The following is a 13,972-nucleotide window of genomic DNA, read 5'->3' on the forward strand; positions in this document are numbered from 1 at the left end:
GCGAGGCCGGTCGTGCCGGTCGTGTCACTCGTCCACGACCCTTGTCAGCCCTTGCGGGCACTCCAGGCTCAGTTCCATCCGCCCGGCCAGCGCGCTGCGGCCGAGGTGCAGCAGCGTGCGCTGCACCAGGACGGAGAACTGCACCGCCGACCGCGCCACCTCCGCCCCGTCGACGGCGGCGACCGCCAGTTCGGGCAGCGACGCCAGCCGGGCTGCGGTCCGCGCGCCGTCGGCGCCGATCCCGCACGCCACGATGTGCGGGTGGTAGCGGTGCTGCCGCAGCTCGGCCAGGACGTCCGGCCACTGACCGTCGTCCTCGGCCTGTCCCACCGCCAGGAACAGCACCACCGGCCTGAGCACCCGGGGGACCTGCTCCTTGAGCCGCTCCGTCTCCAGCGGCAGCAGATCCTTCAGCCGCCGCAGCACCGGCCCGTACCGGCAGCCCGGCAGTGCGGTGAGCCCGGGGACACCGGTCCGCCAGGTCACCTCGGTCAGTGGCAGCACCACGTCCGCCCCGTCGGCGTAGGTGATCACCGAGAGCCGGATCGCCCCGGCCACGTCGGGGCTGTTGGCGAGGAGGGTCTGGAGCGAGCGCAGGGCGTTGCCGAGTTCGGTGAGACAGCCCGCGGCGGCCGACGAGGTGTCCAGCACCAGATACACCGGGATCAGCCCGCTGGGCGGCGCCGAGGACGGCGGGACGGCCGGGCCGCCGCCCCACTGCACGGCGCCGGTGCCGGTGTCCGGTCCCGCCTCCCCGGCGTACGCGGAGGCGGGCGCGGACGCGGGCACGGAGCCCGCCCCGGCGCCGCCGTCGGTCAGGGCGCCGCGGGCCGGGGGGTTCCCCGGGCGTTCCAGCACCCCGGCGACCCCGCTGCCCGGCGCGCTGGGCCCGAGCACCCCCCGCCGCAGTCCGGGCAGGTCGACCTCGCGCACCACGCCCCGCTCGACCAGGTAGCGGACCATCTCCGCGTGCCGTTCGTCGCGCAGGTCGCCGCGCGCCTGCTCGGCCTCCTTGGCCCGCGCCAGCAGCTCCATCGCCTGGGCGGTGTCCTCGGGGTGGCGGGCCAGATGCTCCCGGATCAGGCTCTCGACGTCGAGCCGGGTACCGGCCAGCACCTCGCGTTCGGCGGACTGCCGACGGCGGCGGCCGTCCGCCCGGATGTCCTCGACATGCTCGTCGGAGCGGGCCTGGCCGACCACGATCTCATGGGTGTGCACCCCGAGCCGGGCCTGGCGGCGGGCCCTCTCCAGCTCCTGGATGTGCTCGGCCGCCGCGGCGTCGGGCTCCATCTGGACCTTGCAGTAGTAGATGGTGATGCCCTCGGGCAGCCGGATCTCCGCGCCCAGCTCCTGGTTGAGGCGCCGTTGCGCGGCCATCGCCTCGGTGATGGCGAACTGGGCGGCGCACAGTCGGATCCGGTCGGTGAGATGGCCGTAGACGACCGTCAGCGCGTCCCGCACATTCCCGGTCACCACCCGCGCCGGATCGTGCACCCGGAAGCCGACGTCGAGCGTCGCCTGAAAGCGGTGGCCGCCGTCCTTGCAGGTCAGCGGGGTCTTGCTGAGGACGGCCTGACGGCGGTGGTCGCTGAGGTCGACGACGAAGCAGAGGCGGCCCCGGCCGAGCCAGCGCTGCCCCAGCGTGCGGACCGTCTCGACCTCGAACGGGCCGCCCTCGACGGGATAGACGATCGCGACGGCGGGCGGCAGTCCGGGCAGGTCGCCGACCCGGCTGCGGGAGATGGCACGGTCGTTGAGGATGAGGGAGACGAGGGAGACGGACATGGTCACGCCCCTTCCGCGGTGAGCTGGGCGCGGGTGATGGCGGCGGTCTGGGGCAGCGGGACCAGCCGGTCCTGCTCGGTCCAGGTGTCGGCGCAGCGCCGCAGGATCAGCCCCGACCTGGGGTCGCCCTGGGCGATCGCGCCGACCATCAGCCGGAACATCTCCCGCAGTTCCGAGTCCCGTTCGGCGAGCGCCGCCCAGGTGTCGAGGACCTGCTCGGCCTCGTGGTGGAAGAACGACTCGTTGAGCGCGTCGCGCCACAGCCGGACGAACGGGTCGCGCAGTTCGTGCCGGCGGTGGGCGAGGTACAGCAGGGCGGGCCACTCGGGCACCACGGCACCGGCCCGCACGTCCTTGGCCTCCACCACGACCTGCACGGCGACGATGAGGAACGCCAGCAGCGCGGCCCCGCGGGCGCGGTGGGCGGTGGTGGCGGTGCGCAGCGCGGCCAGCACGGAGCCGGTCCGGTCGGGGTCGTCGGCCACCAGGTCGGCGAGGGCGAGGCCGCAGGACACGGCGACGGTGGGATGCTCCACCGCGAGCAGCCGGGAGATCTCCGCCACCGGCTGTCCGGCGACGGCGCCCAGGCCGTGCACCCGGGCGGCGGTCGAGCGGACCGCGGGGCCGCCGTGCGCGTACCAGCCGCGCACCAGCTCGGTCGCCTCCTCGCGCACCCAGGGGTGCTGGCAGGCGACGGACAGCGCGTAGGCGACGGCCACCCGGCGCTCCGGGACGTCGCCGCGCGCCCAGGGGATCAGCACCCGCGCCTCGACATGACGGTAGGACTCGGCGGCCAGCACCCCCAGCCCGGACGCCGCCGCGTACACCCGTACCCGCTCGGCCCGGTGGACGACCAGCTCCTTGAGCCAGTCGAGGAGTTCGCCCTGGATGTCGTACTGGGTCCAGGCGTGCAGGATGACCCGGCGGGCGTAGCCGGGGTCCTTGTACTCCAGCACCGTGCCCGGTTCGCCGTCGGGTTTGTCGCGCTCCTGGGCGCGCAGCCGCGCCAGTCTGCGGCGGCGCGGCACCTCGAAGGGGTTCCTGGCCCGCACCGGCCGCCCGTCGGGACCGGGGCCGCGCACATAGGGGCCGTCGTCCTCCAGCCGGTCGCACAGCGACCGCGCGGCGTACGCGATGTCCTCCAGCGGCAGCCCGTTGAGCACGGCGAGGGCGAGGGCGAAGCTGCGGGTGGCGGGGTCGGGCAGGCTCTCCGCCCAGATCTCGAAGTCCTCGGCGGCCAGCCGGGCGCGCCGCTCCCGGAGCCGGTCGAGATCGACGCCGCCGCGGGTGTCGTACTCCTCGGCGAGGGCCGCCGCCAGCTCGCCCGCCTGGCGGCAGACCGGGTCGGTGCCCAGCAGGTCGTCGACGGTCTCGCGGACCCCGGGGCGGGCCAGCAGCCGGTCGGCGTGGCGCTCCCCGAGGTGCCAGCGGACATGCGCGCGGACCACGTCGAACGGGGCGGGCGCGTGGGCGAGGTCGGTCACGCCGAAGAGCAGTTCGCCGTCGGCGGGTTCGCCGCCGCGCACGGTGACGACCATCCAGGCGTCCGCCTGGACCAGCGCGCCCTGCACCTTCTCGTAGGTCTCGCGGCCCAGTTCGGCGACATGCTCGGGCCGGTCGAGGAGGAAGCCCGCGCCGCGCTCGATGACCCCGCTCTCGTTCTCCAGTTGCTCGGCGAGCGAGGCGAAGTCGACTCCGCTGTCGAGGTGGTAGAGGGTGCCCTGACAGGCGCCGAGCAGCAGCCGTACGGCCATCGCGGACTTGCCGTAGCCGTCGGCGCCGCGCAGGATCAGCAGGCGCTGGCGGCCGAGGGCCTCCCGGGCGCCGTCCAGACCGGTGGGCGCGCAGTAGGCGAACCGGACGCGTTCGGCGATGAGCGGGGACAGCGCGCGCAGTTTCCGCCGGGTGCCGCCGGTCAGCACCACGTACTTGTCGCCGCCGACCATGTCGCCCTCGACATTGGCCACGGCGTCGTGCAGATGGCCGCGGCGCTGGGTGCCCTCGCCGAGCCGGCCGGTCGCCTCGTACGACTCGGCGCCGGGGCCCGACGAGGGCGGCTCCTGCGGGGCGGCGTCCGCCGGGGCGGCGGAGGCGCCGTCGCCCGGGGTGCCGCCGTGCGGCGGCTGGGGCGCGCCCTGACCGGCGACGGGCGGTTGGGGCGCACGGCCCGCACCTCCCGCCGCCGGTCCCCCCGTACCGGCCGCCGGACGGCTCCCCCGTGGATCACCGGCGGCCGGGGCTCCCGGGGCGGCGCCGTCCGTCACGGCCGCACGCTCCCGGTGGTGTGCACGGTGACGTGTTTGTCACCGGCGATCTGATCGCCCTGGACGGTCCGGGCCCGCTGGTGGACGGTGGGGCGGGGGGACGTGGCGGGGGGCGTCGTACCGGTGGCCGGGGATGGGGATGCCGTATTGGTGGCCGGGGACGCGGGCGTGCTCGTGGGGAGTCCGGGCGGCGCCGGACAGCCCGGTACCGTCACCCAGCTGCTGATCGTCTCGCCGTGCTTGGTGGTGAAGTCCAGCGGCAGGTAGGCGGCCGGGTCGACGCCCCGGTGGCCGTGCCGGACCACCGCGTGGTGCAGTTCCCCGGAGACCGCGAACACCAGCCGCGCGGACGGCGCGGCGGCCAGTACGTCCCGCAGCGGCTGGGCGTCGACCAGCCGGCACGCGGTGTTGACCGCGTCGCCCGACCAGCCGTGCTCGTCCCGGGCGGCCAGCCCCTGGTGCAGCGCCACCCGCAGCCGGACGGCGTGCTCGTCGTTGCTCTGCTCCTGGTACTCGCGCAGTTGCTCGTCCAGTTCTCGGACGAAGGGCCCGGCGATCAGCACCGGCGGCACCGCCGCGTCCACCAGCATCAGCACACCGTCGCCGCGGTCCTCCATCACCACGGCGCCGCGCTGGAGCCCGGCCCGTGCCAGCGCCGTGGTGAGCACCCGGTACATCGCCGCCCGCACCCGCCGCTGCACAGGGTCCCGGCGCGAGCTGAAGTTCTCGACGTCCAGCACCAGAATCCACTGGTGCACGGCCTCACCCGCCATGCCTGTGCCTCCCCCGAAACAGCCGCCGGTGCTCCAGCGGCTCCACCAGTACAGGGCACGGGCCGGGACGGGGTCCACGCCATATGGCGCATTCGCGGGATTGACCGGAAACCGCCCCATGAGCGGTTTCCGGCCGGGCGTCAACGGGTCGGGCGGGGACCGCTCAGCGGTCGTAGACCACCGTCACCGGAGCGTGGTCCGACCACCGCTCCCCATGGGTCGCCGCCCGCTCGACCCACCCCTTGACGGCCTGACCGGCGAGCCCGGGGGTGGCCACCTGGTAGTCGATCCGCCAGCCGGTGTCGTTGTCGAAGGCCCGCCCCCGGTACGACCACCAGGAGTACGGCCCCTCCGTGTCCGGGTGCAGCGCCCGCACCACATCCACGTACCCGACCGCGCCGGGGTCGAAGACGGACGTCAGCCACTCCCGCTCCTCCGGCAGGAACCCGGAGCTCTTGGCGTTGCCACGCCAGTTGCGCAGGTCGGCCGGCTGATGGGCGATGTTCCAGTCACCGCAGACCAGCACCTCGCGCCCGTCGGCGGCGGCCCGCTCGCGCAGCTCCTCGAGATGGGCGGCGAACTCCGCCATGAACCGGTACTTCTCGTCCTGCCGCTCGGTGCCCACCTCCCCGGACGGCAGATAGAGGGAGGCGACGGTGAGCCCCGGGAGGTCCGCCTCCACATACCGTCCGGCGGTGTCGAACTCGGCCGACCCGAACCCGATCCGCACCCGGTCGGGCTCACGCCGGGTGTACAGCGAGACCCCGGCGCGGCCCTTGGCGGCGGCCGGGGCGTGCACCACGGACCAGCCCTCGGGCGTGCGGATCCGCTCGGGCAGCTGGCCGGGCTCCGCGCGCACCTCCTGGAGGCACAGCACATCGGCCTCGGTGGCGGAGAGCCACTCCACGAAGCCCTTCTTGGCGGCGGCACGCAGCCCGTTCACATTCACGGAGGTCACAGTGAGCACCCCGGCACCCTACCCGCACAATGGACCGAGTCCATTTACGCCGTACGCGGCGGCGGACGCCCATGCCCCCGTATGAGGCACCCTTTCCTGGTGAGCAGCATCGACACCCTCTTCGAGATACGGGCCCTGCCCTTCGACCACCCCGACGCGGTGGTGCTGAACGACGTGGTCCAGACCGAGTACCAGGAGCGCTACGGCGGCGACGGCGACGCGACCGCGCTGGCCCCGGACGATTTCCAGCCACCGTCCGGCGTCTATCTGATCGCCTACGACCCCGACGGCCGCCCTGTCGCCACCGGCGGCTGGCGCAGCCAGGACACCAACGGCGAGGGCAACGAGGACGGCGACGCCGAGCTGAAGCGGATGTTCGTGGTCCGGGACATGCGCGGCCGGGGGCTCGCCCGGCGGGTCCTGGCCGCCCTGGAGGACGACGCCCGCGCGGCGGGCCGGGTCCGTATGGTCCTGGAGACCGGCACCGCACAGCCGGAGGCGGTCGCGCTGTACACGTCCAGCGGCTACGAGCCGTGCGTCAAGTTCGGCTACTACCGGCACTACGAGTCCAGCCTCTGTTACGCGAAGCCGCTGTAGCTCCTCGCGGGTCCGGCCCGTCGCCACGTGAAGTCGCTGTAGAGGCCCCCCGAGGTCTGGCCCCTCGTCACGCGAAGCCGCTGTAGGGCCCCTCGCGGGTCCCGGCCCGTTCCTCGGAGTGGGCGGCCCGGCGCAGATGCCCGGCCAGCGCCTCGACGGCCTCGGGCGCCGGACGCGGCTCGACCCCCCAGGCCAGCAGATGGTGGCGGCGCGCCCAGGGCTCCTGGAGCGCCCGCACATCGAGCGGCTGAAGCGGATCGACGGCCCGCCGCGGTACGACGGCCAGCCCGGCACCGGCGGCGGCCAGCGCCACCAGCACATTGAGGTCGGCGACGGTGGTGCGGTAGCGGACGGCGGGCGCGTGCGGCCCGAGGTGCCGTTCCATCCAGCGCCGCAGCGAGGACCCGGCGGCCAGCCCGACGAGCGGATGCTCGGCGACCTCGCTGTAGGTGAGCGCGGTGCGCCCGGCGAGCACGCCCCCGGCCTGGCCGATCACGACCAGGGAGTCGTCGCCCAACGGCTCCCTGCGCAGGGCGCTGTCCTGGGCCTCGTCGTCCAGTACGAGCCCCAGGTCGGCCCGTCCGTCGGCGAGCCTGCGCAGGGTGTCCGGGGTACGGCTCTCGGACACGGCGACATCGACGTCCGGGTGCGCCCGCAGGAACGAGATCAGCGCCCTCGGTACCAACCGGTGCAGTGACGAACCCCCGGCCAGCAGGGTGAGCCGGGCGGTGGGCGAGGCGGTGTAGCTGGCGACGGCGCTCTCCAGCCGGGCGGTCCGGTCGAGCACGTCCCGGGCGTGCCGGGCGAGCGTGGTCCCGGCGGGCGTGGGCCGTACGCCGCGCCGACCGCGGATCAGCAGGGTGACCCCGGCGTGGTGCTCCAGGGCCCGCACCCGGGCACTGGCCGACGGCAGGCTCAGATGCATCAGCCGGGCCCCGGCCGTGATGGACCCCTCGTTCACGATGTGCAGAAAGAGCCGCAGGTCGTCGAGGTCGTAACGCACCCGCCCACCCTAGGGCCTGTCGCTCGGCCCCTGCCTTAGCCCCCGCCTAAGTCAGACTGCGCCGATCACACACGGTGCACCCATTGTGACCGCGCCCCGGCCCCGCGATGCTCGGCTGATGTGGGAACTGCTGCTGCCCTCGGTGACGGGTGTCGCCGCGGGCGTGCTGAACGCCATGGGCGGGGGCGGCACCTTCGTCGCCCTGCCCGCGCTGGTCGCCTGCGGACTCTCCCCGGTGACGGCGAACGCGGTGTCCCGGATCGCCCTGGTCCCCGGCGCGGTGGCGAGTACCTGGGTGTACCGGCGCGAACTGACGCAGGTCGGACCGGTACCGACGGTCCGGCTGACGGCGGTGAGCGGGGCGGGCGGCGCGGTGGGCGCGGCCCTGCTGCTGACCCTCCCGGCGTCGTCCTTCGACACGGCGGCGCCCTGGCTGCTGGCCTTCGCCACCCTCGTCCTCGCCGTCGGCCCCCGTCTCTCCTCAGGGCTGGTGGGCGCGCTGGGCCGCCCGGTCGGCATGGGCCCGCGCACCCTCCTGGCCGGACAGTTCGCGCTGGCGGTGTACGGCGGATACTTCGGCGGGGCCGTAGGCATCATGATGCTGGCCCTGTGGAGCATCGGCCTGGGGCTGGACGCCGCCGTCACCAATCCGATGCGGATCGCCCAGCTCGCCGCGGTCTATCTCACCGCGACGGTCCTGTTCCTGGCCGCGTCGGACGCCCTGCGCACCCCGCTGCTGCTGACCGCGATGCTGGCGGGCGCGGTCCTGGGCGGCTGGTCGGGCGCCCACCTGGCCCGCGCGCTGCCGCCCCGGGCCCTGAGAGCGGTGATCCTGACGACGGCCACGGCGACGACGGTCCTCTATTTCCTACGCGACTGAAGCACGTCCCGTACGTCCCGCGTGCCTGGAGCCCTTCCCGCGCGGGCGAAGCACCTCCCGCGCGGGAAGCCCCTCACCCGCACCGCCCCCCCATGACCCCTCAGGAACCCGGCATGACACCGACCAGCGGCCCCCCGCCCTACCCCGACGCCGCCCGCGCCCGCCTGCTGCTGTCCTACGAGGCGTGCGCCCTGTCCGACCTGGCCCGCGCGGCGGTCCCGTTCCCGCCGGACGACCTCGCCGCCGACGGCACCGCGACCGCCCCCGGCGCCGCCCTCACCGACGCCCTGCGCATCCTCACGGCCGCCCATCGCCTGGTCGCGGCGGCGGTGGTCTACGAACGCGCGGCGGGCACCGGCTGGCCCGCCGTCGCCGACGCCCTGGCCGTCTCCCCGGACGCGGCCCGCGCCCACTTCGTCCCGGCGGAGACCGCCTTCCTCACCGACCTGCGCTCCCCCGCCCCCGAACCCCCGTCGCTGCGCGCCCATATGACCCGCGAGCCCCTGGAGACGGCCCAGGACCTGGACGACTGGCTCCGGAACCCCGCCCCCGACGCCCCGGAGACACTGGGGACGACACCGGTGTCCGGCGGCCTGCTGGCCCACCACCGGACCCCGGGCACCTCTGACCGTCACACCCCGTGAGGACACCCGGGAACGACGAAGGTCCCAACCGATCTGATCGGTTGGGACCTTCGTCAATGTGCGGTGGACCTGTGGGGATTTGAACCCCAGACCCCCTCGATGCGAACGAGGTGCGCTACCGGACTGCGCCACAGGCCCTTGCAACGAGTGAAACCTTAGCACCCCGATCGCCGTGCTCGGAAATCCGTTCCGGGGCGGCCGACGGGGCCGCTATTCGTTGGCCGCGCGGGGCCGGTCGCCGTCCTCGTACTGGTCGAACAGGGGGGTCCGGCCCCGCTCGCGGGCCCGGCGGGCGGACGCGGCGCGGCGGGCGTCGCTGCGGCCGTCGTCCTCAGCCCGGTCCTCCGCCGGGGCGGCCGGCGCCTCCTCGTGCGGCTCCTCGTACGGCTCCTCGGCGGGCTCCTGGTCGCGGGCTACGGAGCTGGAGCGGGCCGAGCTCCACGCGTCGGGCGCGCCGAGATCGACATCGCTGGTGGCGCGCGGGGCGACCGGAGCCGTCACATACGTCGGCAGCGGCACCGGCACCGGGTCCCAGCTCTCCCCGTGCCCCGGCCCGCGCTGCCGCTCCCGCTGCTGGTCGACCCACTCGGCGTGGTCGGTCTGCTCCACCAGCGCCCGGCGGTCCGCCGCGAGCGCCGAGAGCCCGGGGTCGGTCTCCGGCTCTGGGTCGGCCTCCGGCTCGTCGCTGTCGGCGGCCGTGGCCGTGGCGGCGGCCCGGCGCGGCAGCCGCTCCCGCTCCCGCAGCCGCTGCGCGGCGGCCTCGGCCATGCGCCGGTCCATCTGGTACGCGAACCGGCGGCGCTCCTGGGAGCGCAGATAGGCGATGTACGCGCTGAGCAGCACCGCGGGCACACCGGGCGCCCACAGGAAGGTGAGCCCCCCGACGGCCGCGACGATCGCGCCCAGCGTGAAGGCGAGGAAGAGGACGACGGTGGTACGGCGGCGGCGGGCGAGCACCTTCGAGCGCCGGGCGCGGGCCGCGGCGGCCTCGGAGCCGGGGGTGCGGCGGGCACGCGGGACGACCCGGCGGGCGGCTGCGGCCGGGGGCTGGGCGTGGTGCTGGGGCTGAGCGTGGCGCTGCGCGGCCTGGCGCTGCGGCTGGGCGGGCGCGGCCTGGCGCTGCGCCTGGGCGGGCGCGGGGGCCTGCTTGGGCGTGGCGGCCTGCTGGGGCGCGGGCGCCTGCTGCGGTGTGGCGGCGCGGCCGTGGGCGGCGCCGGTACCGGCTCCGTTGCCGCGCCCGGAGCCGTTCCGCCCGGCGCCCGGCACCGGTGCGTCCGCGTGGACGCGCGCCGGTCCGGCGCTCTCGGCGGCGGAGGCGCGCCCGGCGCCGCGCGCCTGCGGGGCGGTCGGGGGCATGGCGAAGGCCCGGACGTCCACCGAGTTGGTGACGCCCGGGTCGGTTCCCGGCTCCGCCTCGTCGGCCGAGCGGGTCCGCAGGTCCTTGGCGTAACGGCGCTCCATGCCCGCCCGGCCGGACAGAAGCCGGATGGCGGTGCTGAAGCGTTCCGTCGGACGGGCCTCGTTCAGCTCGTCCTGCCTACGGAGCCACATAGGCACCAAGTAGGCGGCCCAGGCCCCGACAATGACTGCGTAGATGAGGCCGCTGCTGCTCACGCCTCACACGGTAGAGGGGTTTGTGTGAGGCCATCCGCCAATTGGGCCGGTGTGTCGCACGATCTGGCTGATATTTCGAACTTTTTTTGTGACCAGTGCGATCAGCAGGTCGCGGGGACCGTGAATTCAGCGGTCGGCGGCAAACCCCGGGGCGATCCCCAGTACGGTCCGCGTCCGATGCCGCGGCCTGTTTATTTCGAACACTTATTCAATTTCCCGGGTCATGGCGGATTCCCCGGAGTGTTCTGCCGGTCCCAGGGCCGGCTCGGGCGCTCCGGGGGCGTGCTGTGCTGGTCGTGCGAGGCGGGCTCGGCGCGGGAGCGCTGCCAGCGGGCGAGGAGCCCTTCGGGGACTTCCTCGGCGGTGAGCGCGAAGACGAGGTGGTCGCGCCAGGCGCCGTCGATGTGGAGATAACGCGGGCGCAGGCCCTCCTCACGGAATCCGAGTTTCTCCACGACCCGGCGGCTCGGTCCGTTCTCGGGGCGAATGCAGACCTCGATGCGGTGCAGTCCGATGGTGCGGAAACAGTGGTCGACGACCAGCGCCACGGAGGTCGGCATCACCCCGCGTCCGGCCACCGACTGATCGACCCAGTAGCCGATGTGCCCGGAGCACATGGAGCCCCAGGTGATACCCGCGACGGTCAACTGCCCCACCAGGCGCCCCTGGTACTCGATGACGAACGGCAGCATCCGCCCGGCGGCGGCCTCGGCGCGCAGATGGCGGACCATCTGGCGGTAGGTGGGGCGGTGGGTGAGGGGGCCGCCGGGGGTGGGCGGCGGGATGGTCGCCTCCCAGGGGCGCAGCCAGTCGCGGTTGCGGCGGTTGACCTCACGCCAGGCCCGCTGGTCGCGCAGCTTTATCGGCCGGAGGACGACATCGCCGTCGACCAGCTCCACCGGCCATGACGGACTGTTCAGCGGGCACCCCCGGGGCGTCTCGATCCGTCGTCGGCCACCGCGCGGTCCACGGCGGGCTCCGGGCCGGGCTCCATGGCGCGGTCCTCGGCGGGGTGTGCGACGGGGTCCACCGCGGTCCCTGGGGCGGGCTCCATGGCGCGGTCCGCTGTCGGCCGTACATGGTCGCCGCCGCGGAGCTGGTCCACGGCGTGTCGCAGCAGGGGCTCCAGGACGGCGAGGCCGTCCCGTACGCCGCCGGTCGAGCCGGGCAGGTTGACGATCAGGGTGGTGCCCGCGACGCCGGCCAGTCCGCGGGAGAGGGCGGCGGTGGGGACCTTGTCGCGGCCGTACGCGCGGATCGCCTCCGGGATGCCGGGCACCTCGTGGTCGAGGACCGCGCGGGTGGCCTCCGGGGTGTGGTCGGTGGGCGAGACGCCGGTGCCGCCGGTGGTGACGATCACGTCGTACCCGGCGCCGACGCCCGCGCGCAGGGCGGCCTCCACCGGGTCGCCGTCCGGCACCACCCGGGGGCCGTCGACGCGGAACCCGAAGGCGGTGAGGCCCTCGGCGACCAGGGGGCCGCCCTTGTCCTCGTAGACCCCGGCGGCGGCCCGGTTGGACGCGGTGACGACCAGGGCCCGGTACGCGGGGCCGGGCGTGTCCCCGGCGCTCATGACCGGCTCCAGTCGCCGGACTTGCCGCCCGTCTTCTCCTCGACCCGTACGTCGGTGATGACCGCTCCCTTGTCGACCGCCTTGACCATGTCGATCACGGTGAGCGCGGCGACGGAGACCGCGGTGAGGGCCTCCATCTCGACGCCCGTGCGGTCCGTGGTCCGCACCGTGGCGGTGATCTCCACGGCGTCGTCGGCCACCGACAGGTCCAGTCTCACACCTGAGACCGCCAGCGGGTGGCACAGCGGGATCAGGTCGGGGGTGCGTTTGGCGCCCATGATGCCCGCGATCCGCGCGGTGGCGAGCGCGTCGCCCTTGGGCACGCCCTCACCGCGCAGCAGCTCGACCACCCGGGGCGAGACCAGGACGCGCCCGCTCGCGCGTGCCGTGCGGGCCGTCACGGCCTTGTCCGAGACGTCGACCATGCGGGCCGCGCCCGAGTCGTCGAGGTGGGTGAGTCGGTGCTGCGTGCTCATGGTGTGTCGCGCTCCCGGTCCGGGCCCGCCGCGCCGTACGGGCCTGTCGTGCGCGACACGGTACCCCCACCGGGGGCGATTCAGCCGAGCAGGACCACCTCGACCTGTGTGCCCGGCGGGACGGTCTCGACGTCCTCGGGGACGACGATCAGGGCGTCCGCGTGGGCGAGGGCGGCGATCAGGTGGGACCCGGCTCCGCCGACCGGGGTCACGGTCCCGTCGGTGTGGGTGGCGCGCAGGAACTGCCGGCGTCCCTGGGGCGAGGTCAGTGCCTTGGGGGCGGTGAGTTCCGCGCGGACGCGGGGCCGGTGGACGTCGGGGAGGCCCATGAGGGTGCGGATCGCGGGCCGGACGAACAGTTCGAAGGAGACGTAGGAGGAGACGGGGTTGCCGGGGAGGGCGAGCAGCGGGGTGTGGTCGGGGCCGATGGAGCCGAAGCCCTGGGGCTTGCCGGGCTGCATGGCGAGCTTGCGGAAGTCGATGCCGCTGCCCGCCTCGTCCTCGTCGGCCACATGGGACAGGGCTTCCTTGACGACGTCGTAGGCGCCGACGCTGACTCCGCCGGTGGTGACCATGAGGTCGGCGCGGACGAGCTGGTCCTCGATGGTGGTGCGCAGGGTCTCGGCGTCGTCGGCGACCGCGCCGACGCGGTAGGCGATGGCTCCGGCGTCCCGCGCGGCGGCGGTGAGGGCGAAGCTGTTGGAGTCGTAGATCTGCCCCTCGGCGAGCTGTTCGCCGGGCTGGACGAGTTCGCTGCCGGTGGACATCACGACCACGCGCGGGCGGGGGCGGACCCGGACGCTGCCGCGGCCGATGGCGGCGAGCAGGGCGATCTGCGGCGGTCCGAGGACCGTACCGGCCTCCAGGGCGCGCTCTCCGGCCTTCACGTCGCTGCCCTTGGCCCGGACATGTGCGCGGGGTTCGGCGGCGCGGTGGACGAAGACCTGGCCGGTGGCGCCCTCGGGGGCGAGGCTGCGGGCGCGCATCCCGGTGACGGGGCCGCCGCCGAGTCCGCCGTCGGTCCACTCGACGGGGACGACGGCCTCGGCGCCGGGCGGCAGCGGGGCGCCGGTCATGATGCGGGCGGCCTGGCCCGCGCCGACGGTGAGCAGGTCGGCCTGGCCCGCGGCGACATCGCCGACGACCTCCAGGACGGCGGGGAACTCCTCGCTCGCGCCCGCGACATCCGCGACCCTGACCGCGTACCCGTCCATCGAGCTGTTGTCGAACGGCGGCAGCGACACCGGGACGGTGATGTCGTCGACCAGGACGCAGCCCTGGGCGTCGAGGAGCTGCAACTCGATGGGGTCGAGCGGGCGGACCGTGGCGAGGATGTCCTCCAGGTGCTCGTCCACCGACCAGAGGTGGTCCTGGCCGGCGGGGCGGGGCGCGGCGGTGCTCAAGG

13 protein-coding genes and 1 tRNA gene are annotated in these 13,972 nt (G+C 74.7%); 3 read left to right on the top strand and 11 right to left on the bottom strand.

Going from position 1 to position 13,972, the window contains the following annotated elements; genetic code table 11:
• Positions 1–24: 24 nt before the first annotated feature.
• The 4 genes from AB0D49_RS18035 to AB0D49_RS18050 form a co-directional block, all read right to left on the bottom strand.
• The gene (locus AB0D49_RS18035) at positions 25–1,785 is read right to left on the bottom strand and encodes a hypothetical protein (RefSeq protein ID WP_362758138.1); all 1,761 of its coding nucleotides are present in this window, start codon (positions 1,783–1,785) and stop codon (positions 25–27) included.
• 2 nt (positions 1,786–1,787) lie between these two features.
• Positions 1,788–4,049, bottom strand: coding sequence for a hypothetical protein (locus AB0D49_RS18040; RefSeq protein WP_362758140.1), 2,262 nt, complete (start codon positions 4,047–4,049; stop codon positions 1,788–1,790).
• Positions 4,046–4,822 carry a hypothetical protein gene (locus AB0D49_RS18045; protein ID WP_362758142.1) on the bottom strand — a complete coding sequence of 259 codons (777 nt, stop codon included), beginning with the start codon at positions 4,820–4,822 and terminating at the stop codon, positions 4,046–4,048. Before AB0D49_RS18045 ends, AB0D49_RS18040 begins: the two co-directional genes overlap by 4 nt.
• 163 nt (positions 4,823–4,985) lie before the next feature.
• Positions 4,986–5,789, bottom strand: coding sequence for an exodeoxyribonuclease III (locus AB0D49_RS18050; RefSeq protein WP_362758144.1), 804 nt, complete (start codon positions 5,787–5,789; stop codon positions 4,986–4,988).
• A gap of 99 nt (positions 5,790–5,888) precedes the next feature.
• On the opposite strand from AB0D49_RS18050, the gene AB0D49_RS18055 reads away from it, so the two are divergent.
• On the top strand, positions 5,889–6,377 hold the full coding sequence (locus AB0D49_RS18055; RefSeq protein ID WP_362758400.1) for a GNAT family N-acetyltransferase: 489 nt from the start codon (positions 5,889–5,891) through the stop codon (positions 6,375–6,377).
• Positions 6,378–6,444: 67 nt separating this feature from the next.
• On the opposite strand, the gene AB0D49_RS18060 is transcribed toward AB0D49_RS18055, so the two are convergent.
• A complete protein-coding gene (locus tag AB0D49_RS18060; protein WP_362758146.1) occupies positions 6,445–7,380 on the bottom strand; it encodes a LysR family transcriptional regulator in 936 nt (311 codons plus the stop codon).
• 118 nt (positions 7,381–7,498) lie between these two features.
• Between AB0D49_RS18060 and AB0D49_RS18065 the strand changes: the two genes are divergently transcribed.
• On the top strand, positions 7,499–8,260 hold the full coding sequence (locus AB0D49_RS18065) for a sulfite exporter TauE/SafE family protein (RefSeq protein WP_362758148.1): 762 nt from the start codon (positions 7,499–7,501) through the stop codon (positions 8,258–8,260).
• Positions 8,261–8,373: 113 nt separating this feature from the next.
• On the top strand, positions 8,374–8,904 hold the full coding sequence (locus AB0D49_RS18070) for a hypothetical protein (protein ID WP_362758150.1): 531 nt from the start codon (positions 8,374–8,376) through the stop codon (positions 8,902–8,904).
• Between the two features lie 64 nt (positions 8,905–8,968).
• Here AB0D49_RS18070 and AB0D49_RS18075 read toward each other — a convergent pair.
• The 6 genes from AB0D49_RS18075 to glp all read right to left on the bottom strand — a co-directional run bounded on the left by AB0D49_RS18075 (position 8,969) and on the right by glp (position 13,970).
• A tRNA-Ala gene (locus AB0D49_RS18075) sits at positions 8,969–9,042 on the bottom strand.
• 72 nt (positions 9,043–9,114) lie between these two features.
• On the bottom strand, positions 9,115–10,518 hold the full coding sequence (gene glpR / locus AB0D49_RS18080; protein WP_362758152.1) for a gephyrin-like molybdotransferase receptor GlpR: 1,404 nt from the start codon (positions 10,516–10,518) through the stop codon (positions 9,115–9,117).
• Between the two features lie 221 nt (positions 10,519–10,739).
• On the bottom strand, positions 10,740–11,417 hold the full coding sequence (locus AB0D49_RS18085; RefSeq protein WP_362758154.1) for a GNAT family protein: 678 nt from the start codon (positions 11,415–11,417) through the stop codon (positions 10,740–10,742).
• 17 nt (positions 11,418–11,434) lie between these two features.
• Positions 11,435–12,091 (bottom strand): MogA/MoaB family molybdenum cofactor biosynthesis protein, encoded by a 657-nt coding sequence (locus AB0D49_RS18090; protein ID WP_362758156.1) that lies wholly within the window; start codon positions 12,089–12,091, stop codon positions 11,435–11,437.
• The gene (gene moaC / locus AB0D49_RS18095; protein WP_362758158.1) at positions 12,088–12,567 is read right to left on the bottom strand and encodes a cyclic pyranopterin monophosphate synthase MoaC; all 480 of its coding nucleotides are present in this window, start codon (positions 12,565–12,567) and stop codon (positions 12,088–12,090) included. The genes AB0D49_RS18090 and moaC overlap by 4 nt, the downstream gene beginning before the upstream one ends.
• Before the next feature lie 80 nt (positions 12,568–12,647).
• Entirely contained in the window at positions 12,648–13,970 is a 1,323-nt protein-coding gene (glp, locus tag AB0D49_RS18100; RefSeq protein WP_362758160.1) for a gephyrin-like molybdotransferase Glp, read from the bottom strand.
• Positions 13,971–13,972 lie beyond the last annotated feature (2 nt).

This window comes from Streptomyces sp. NPDC048290 (genome assembly GCF_040652095.1).
Classification (GTDB): Bacteria; Actinomycetota; Actinomycetes; order Streptomycetales; family Streptomycetaceae; genus Streptomyces.

Coding starts and splice junctions, on each gene's coding strand:
- AB0D49_RS18035 (WP_362758138.1), bottom strand. CDS start 1,785: ATGTCCGTCTCCCTCGTCTCCCTCATCCTCAACGACCGTGCCATCTCC.
- AB0D49_RS18045 (WP_362758142.1), bottom strand. CDS start 4,822: ATGGCGGGTGAGGCCGTGCACCAGTGGATTCTGGTGCTGGACGTCGAG.
- AB0D49_RS18065 (WP_362758148.1), top strand. CDS start 7,499: ATGTGGGAACTGCTGCTGCCCTCGGTGACGGGTGTCGCCGCGGGCGTG.
- AB0D49_RS18070 (WP_362758150.1), top strand. CDS start 8,374: ATGACACCGACCAGCGGCCCCCCGCCCTACCCCGACGCCGCCCGCGCC.
- AB0D49_RS18090 (WP_362758156.1), bottom strand. CDS start 12,091: ATGAGCGCCGGGGACACGCCCGGCCCCGCGTACCGGGCCCTGGTCGTC.
- moaC (WP_362758158.1), bottom strand. CDS start 12,567: ATGAGCACGCAGCACCGACTCACCCACCTCGACGACTCGGGCGCGGCC.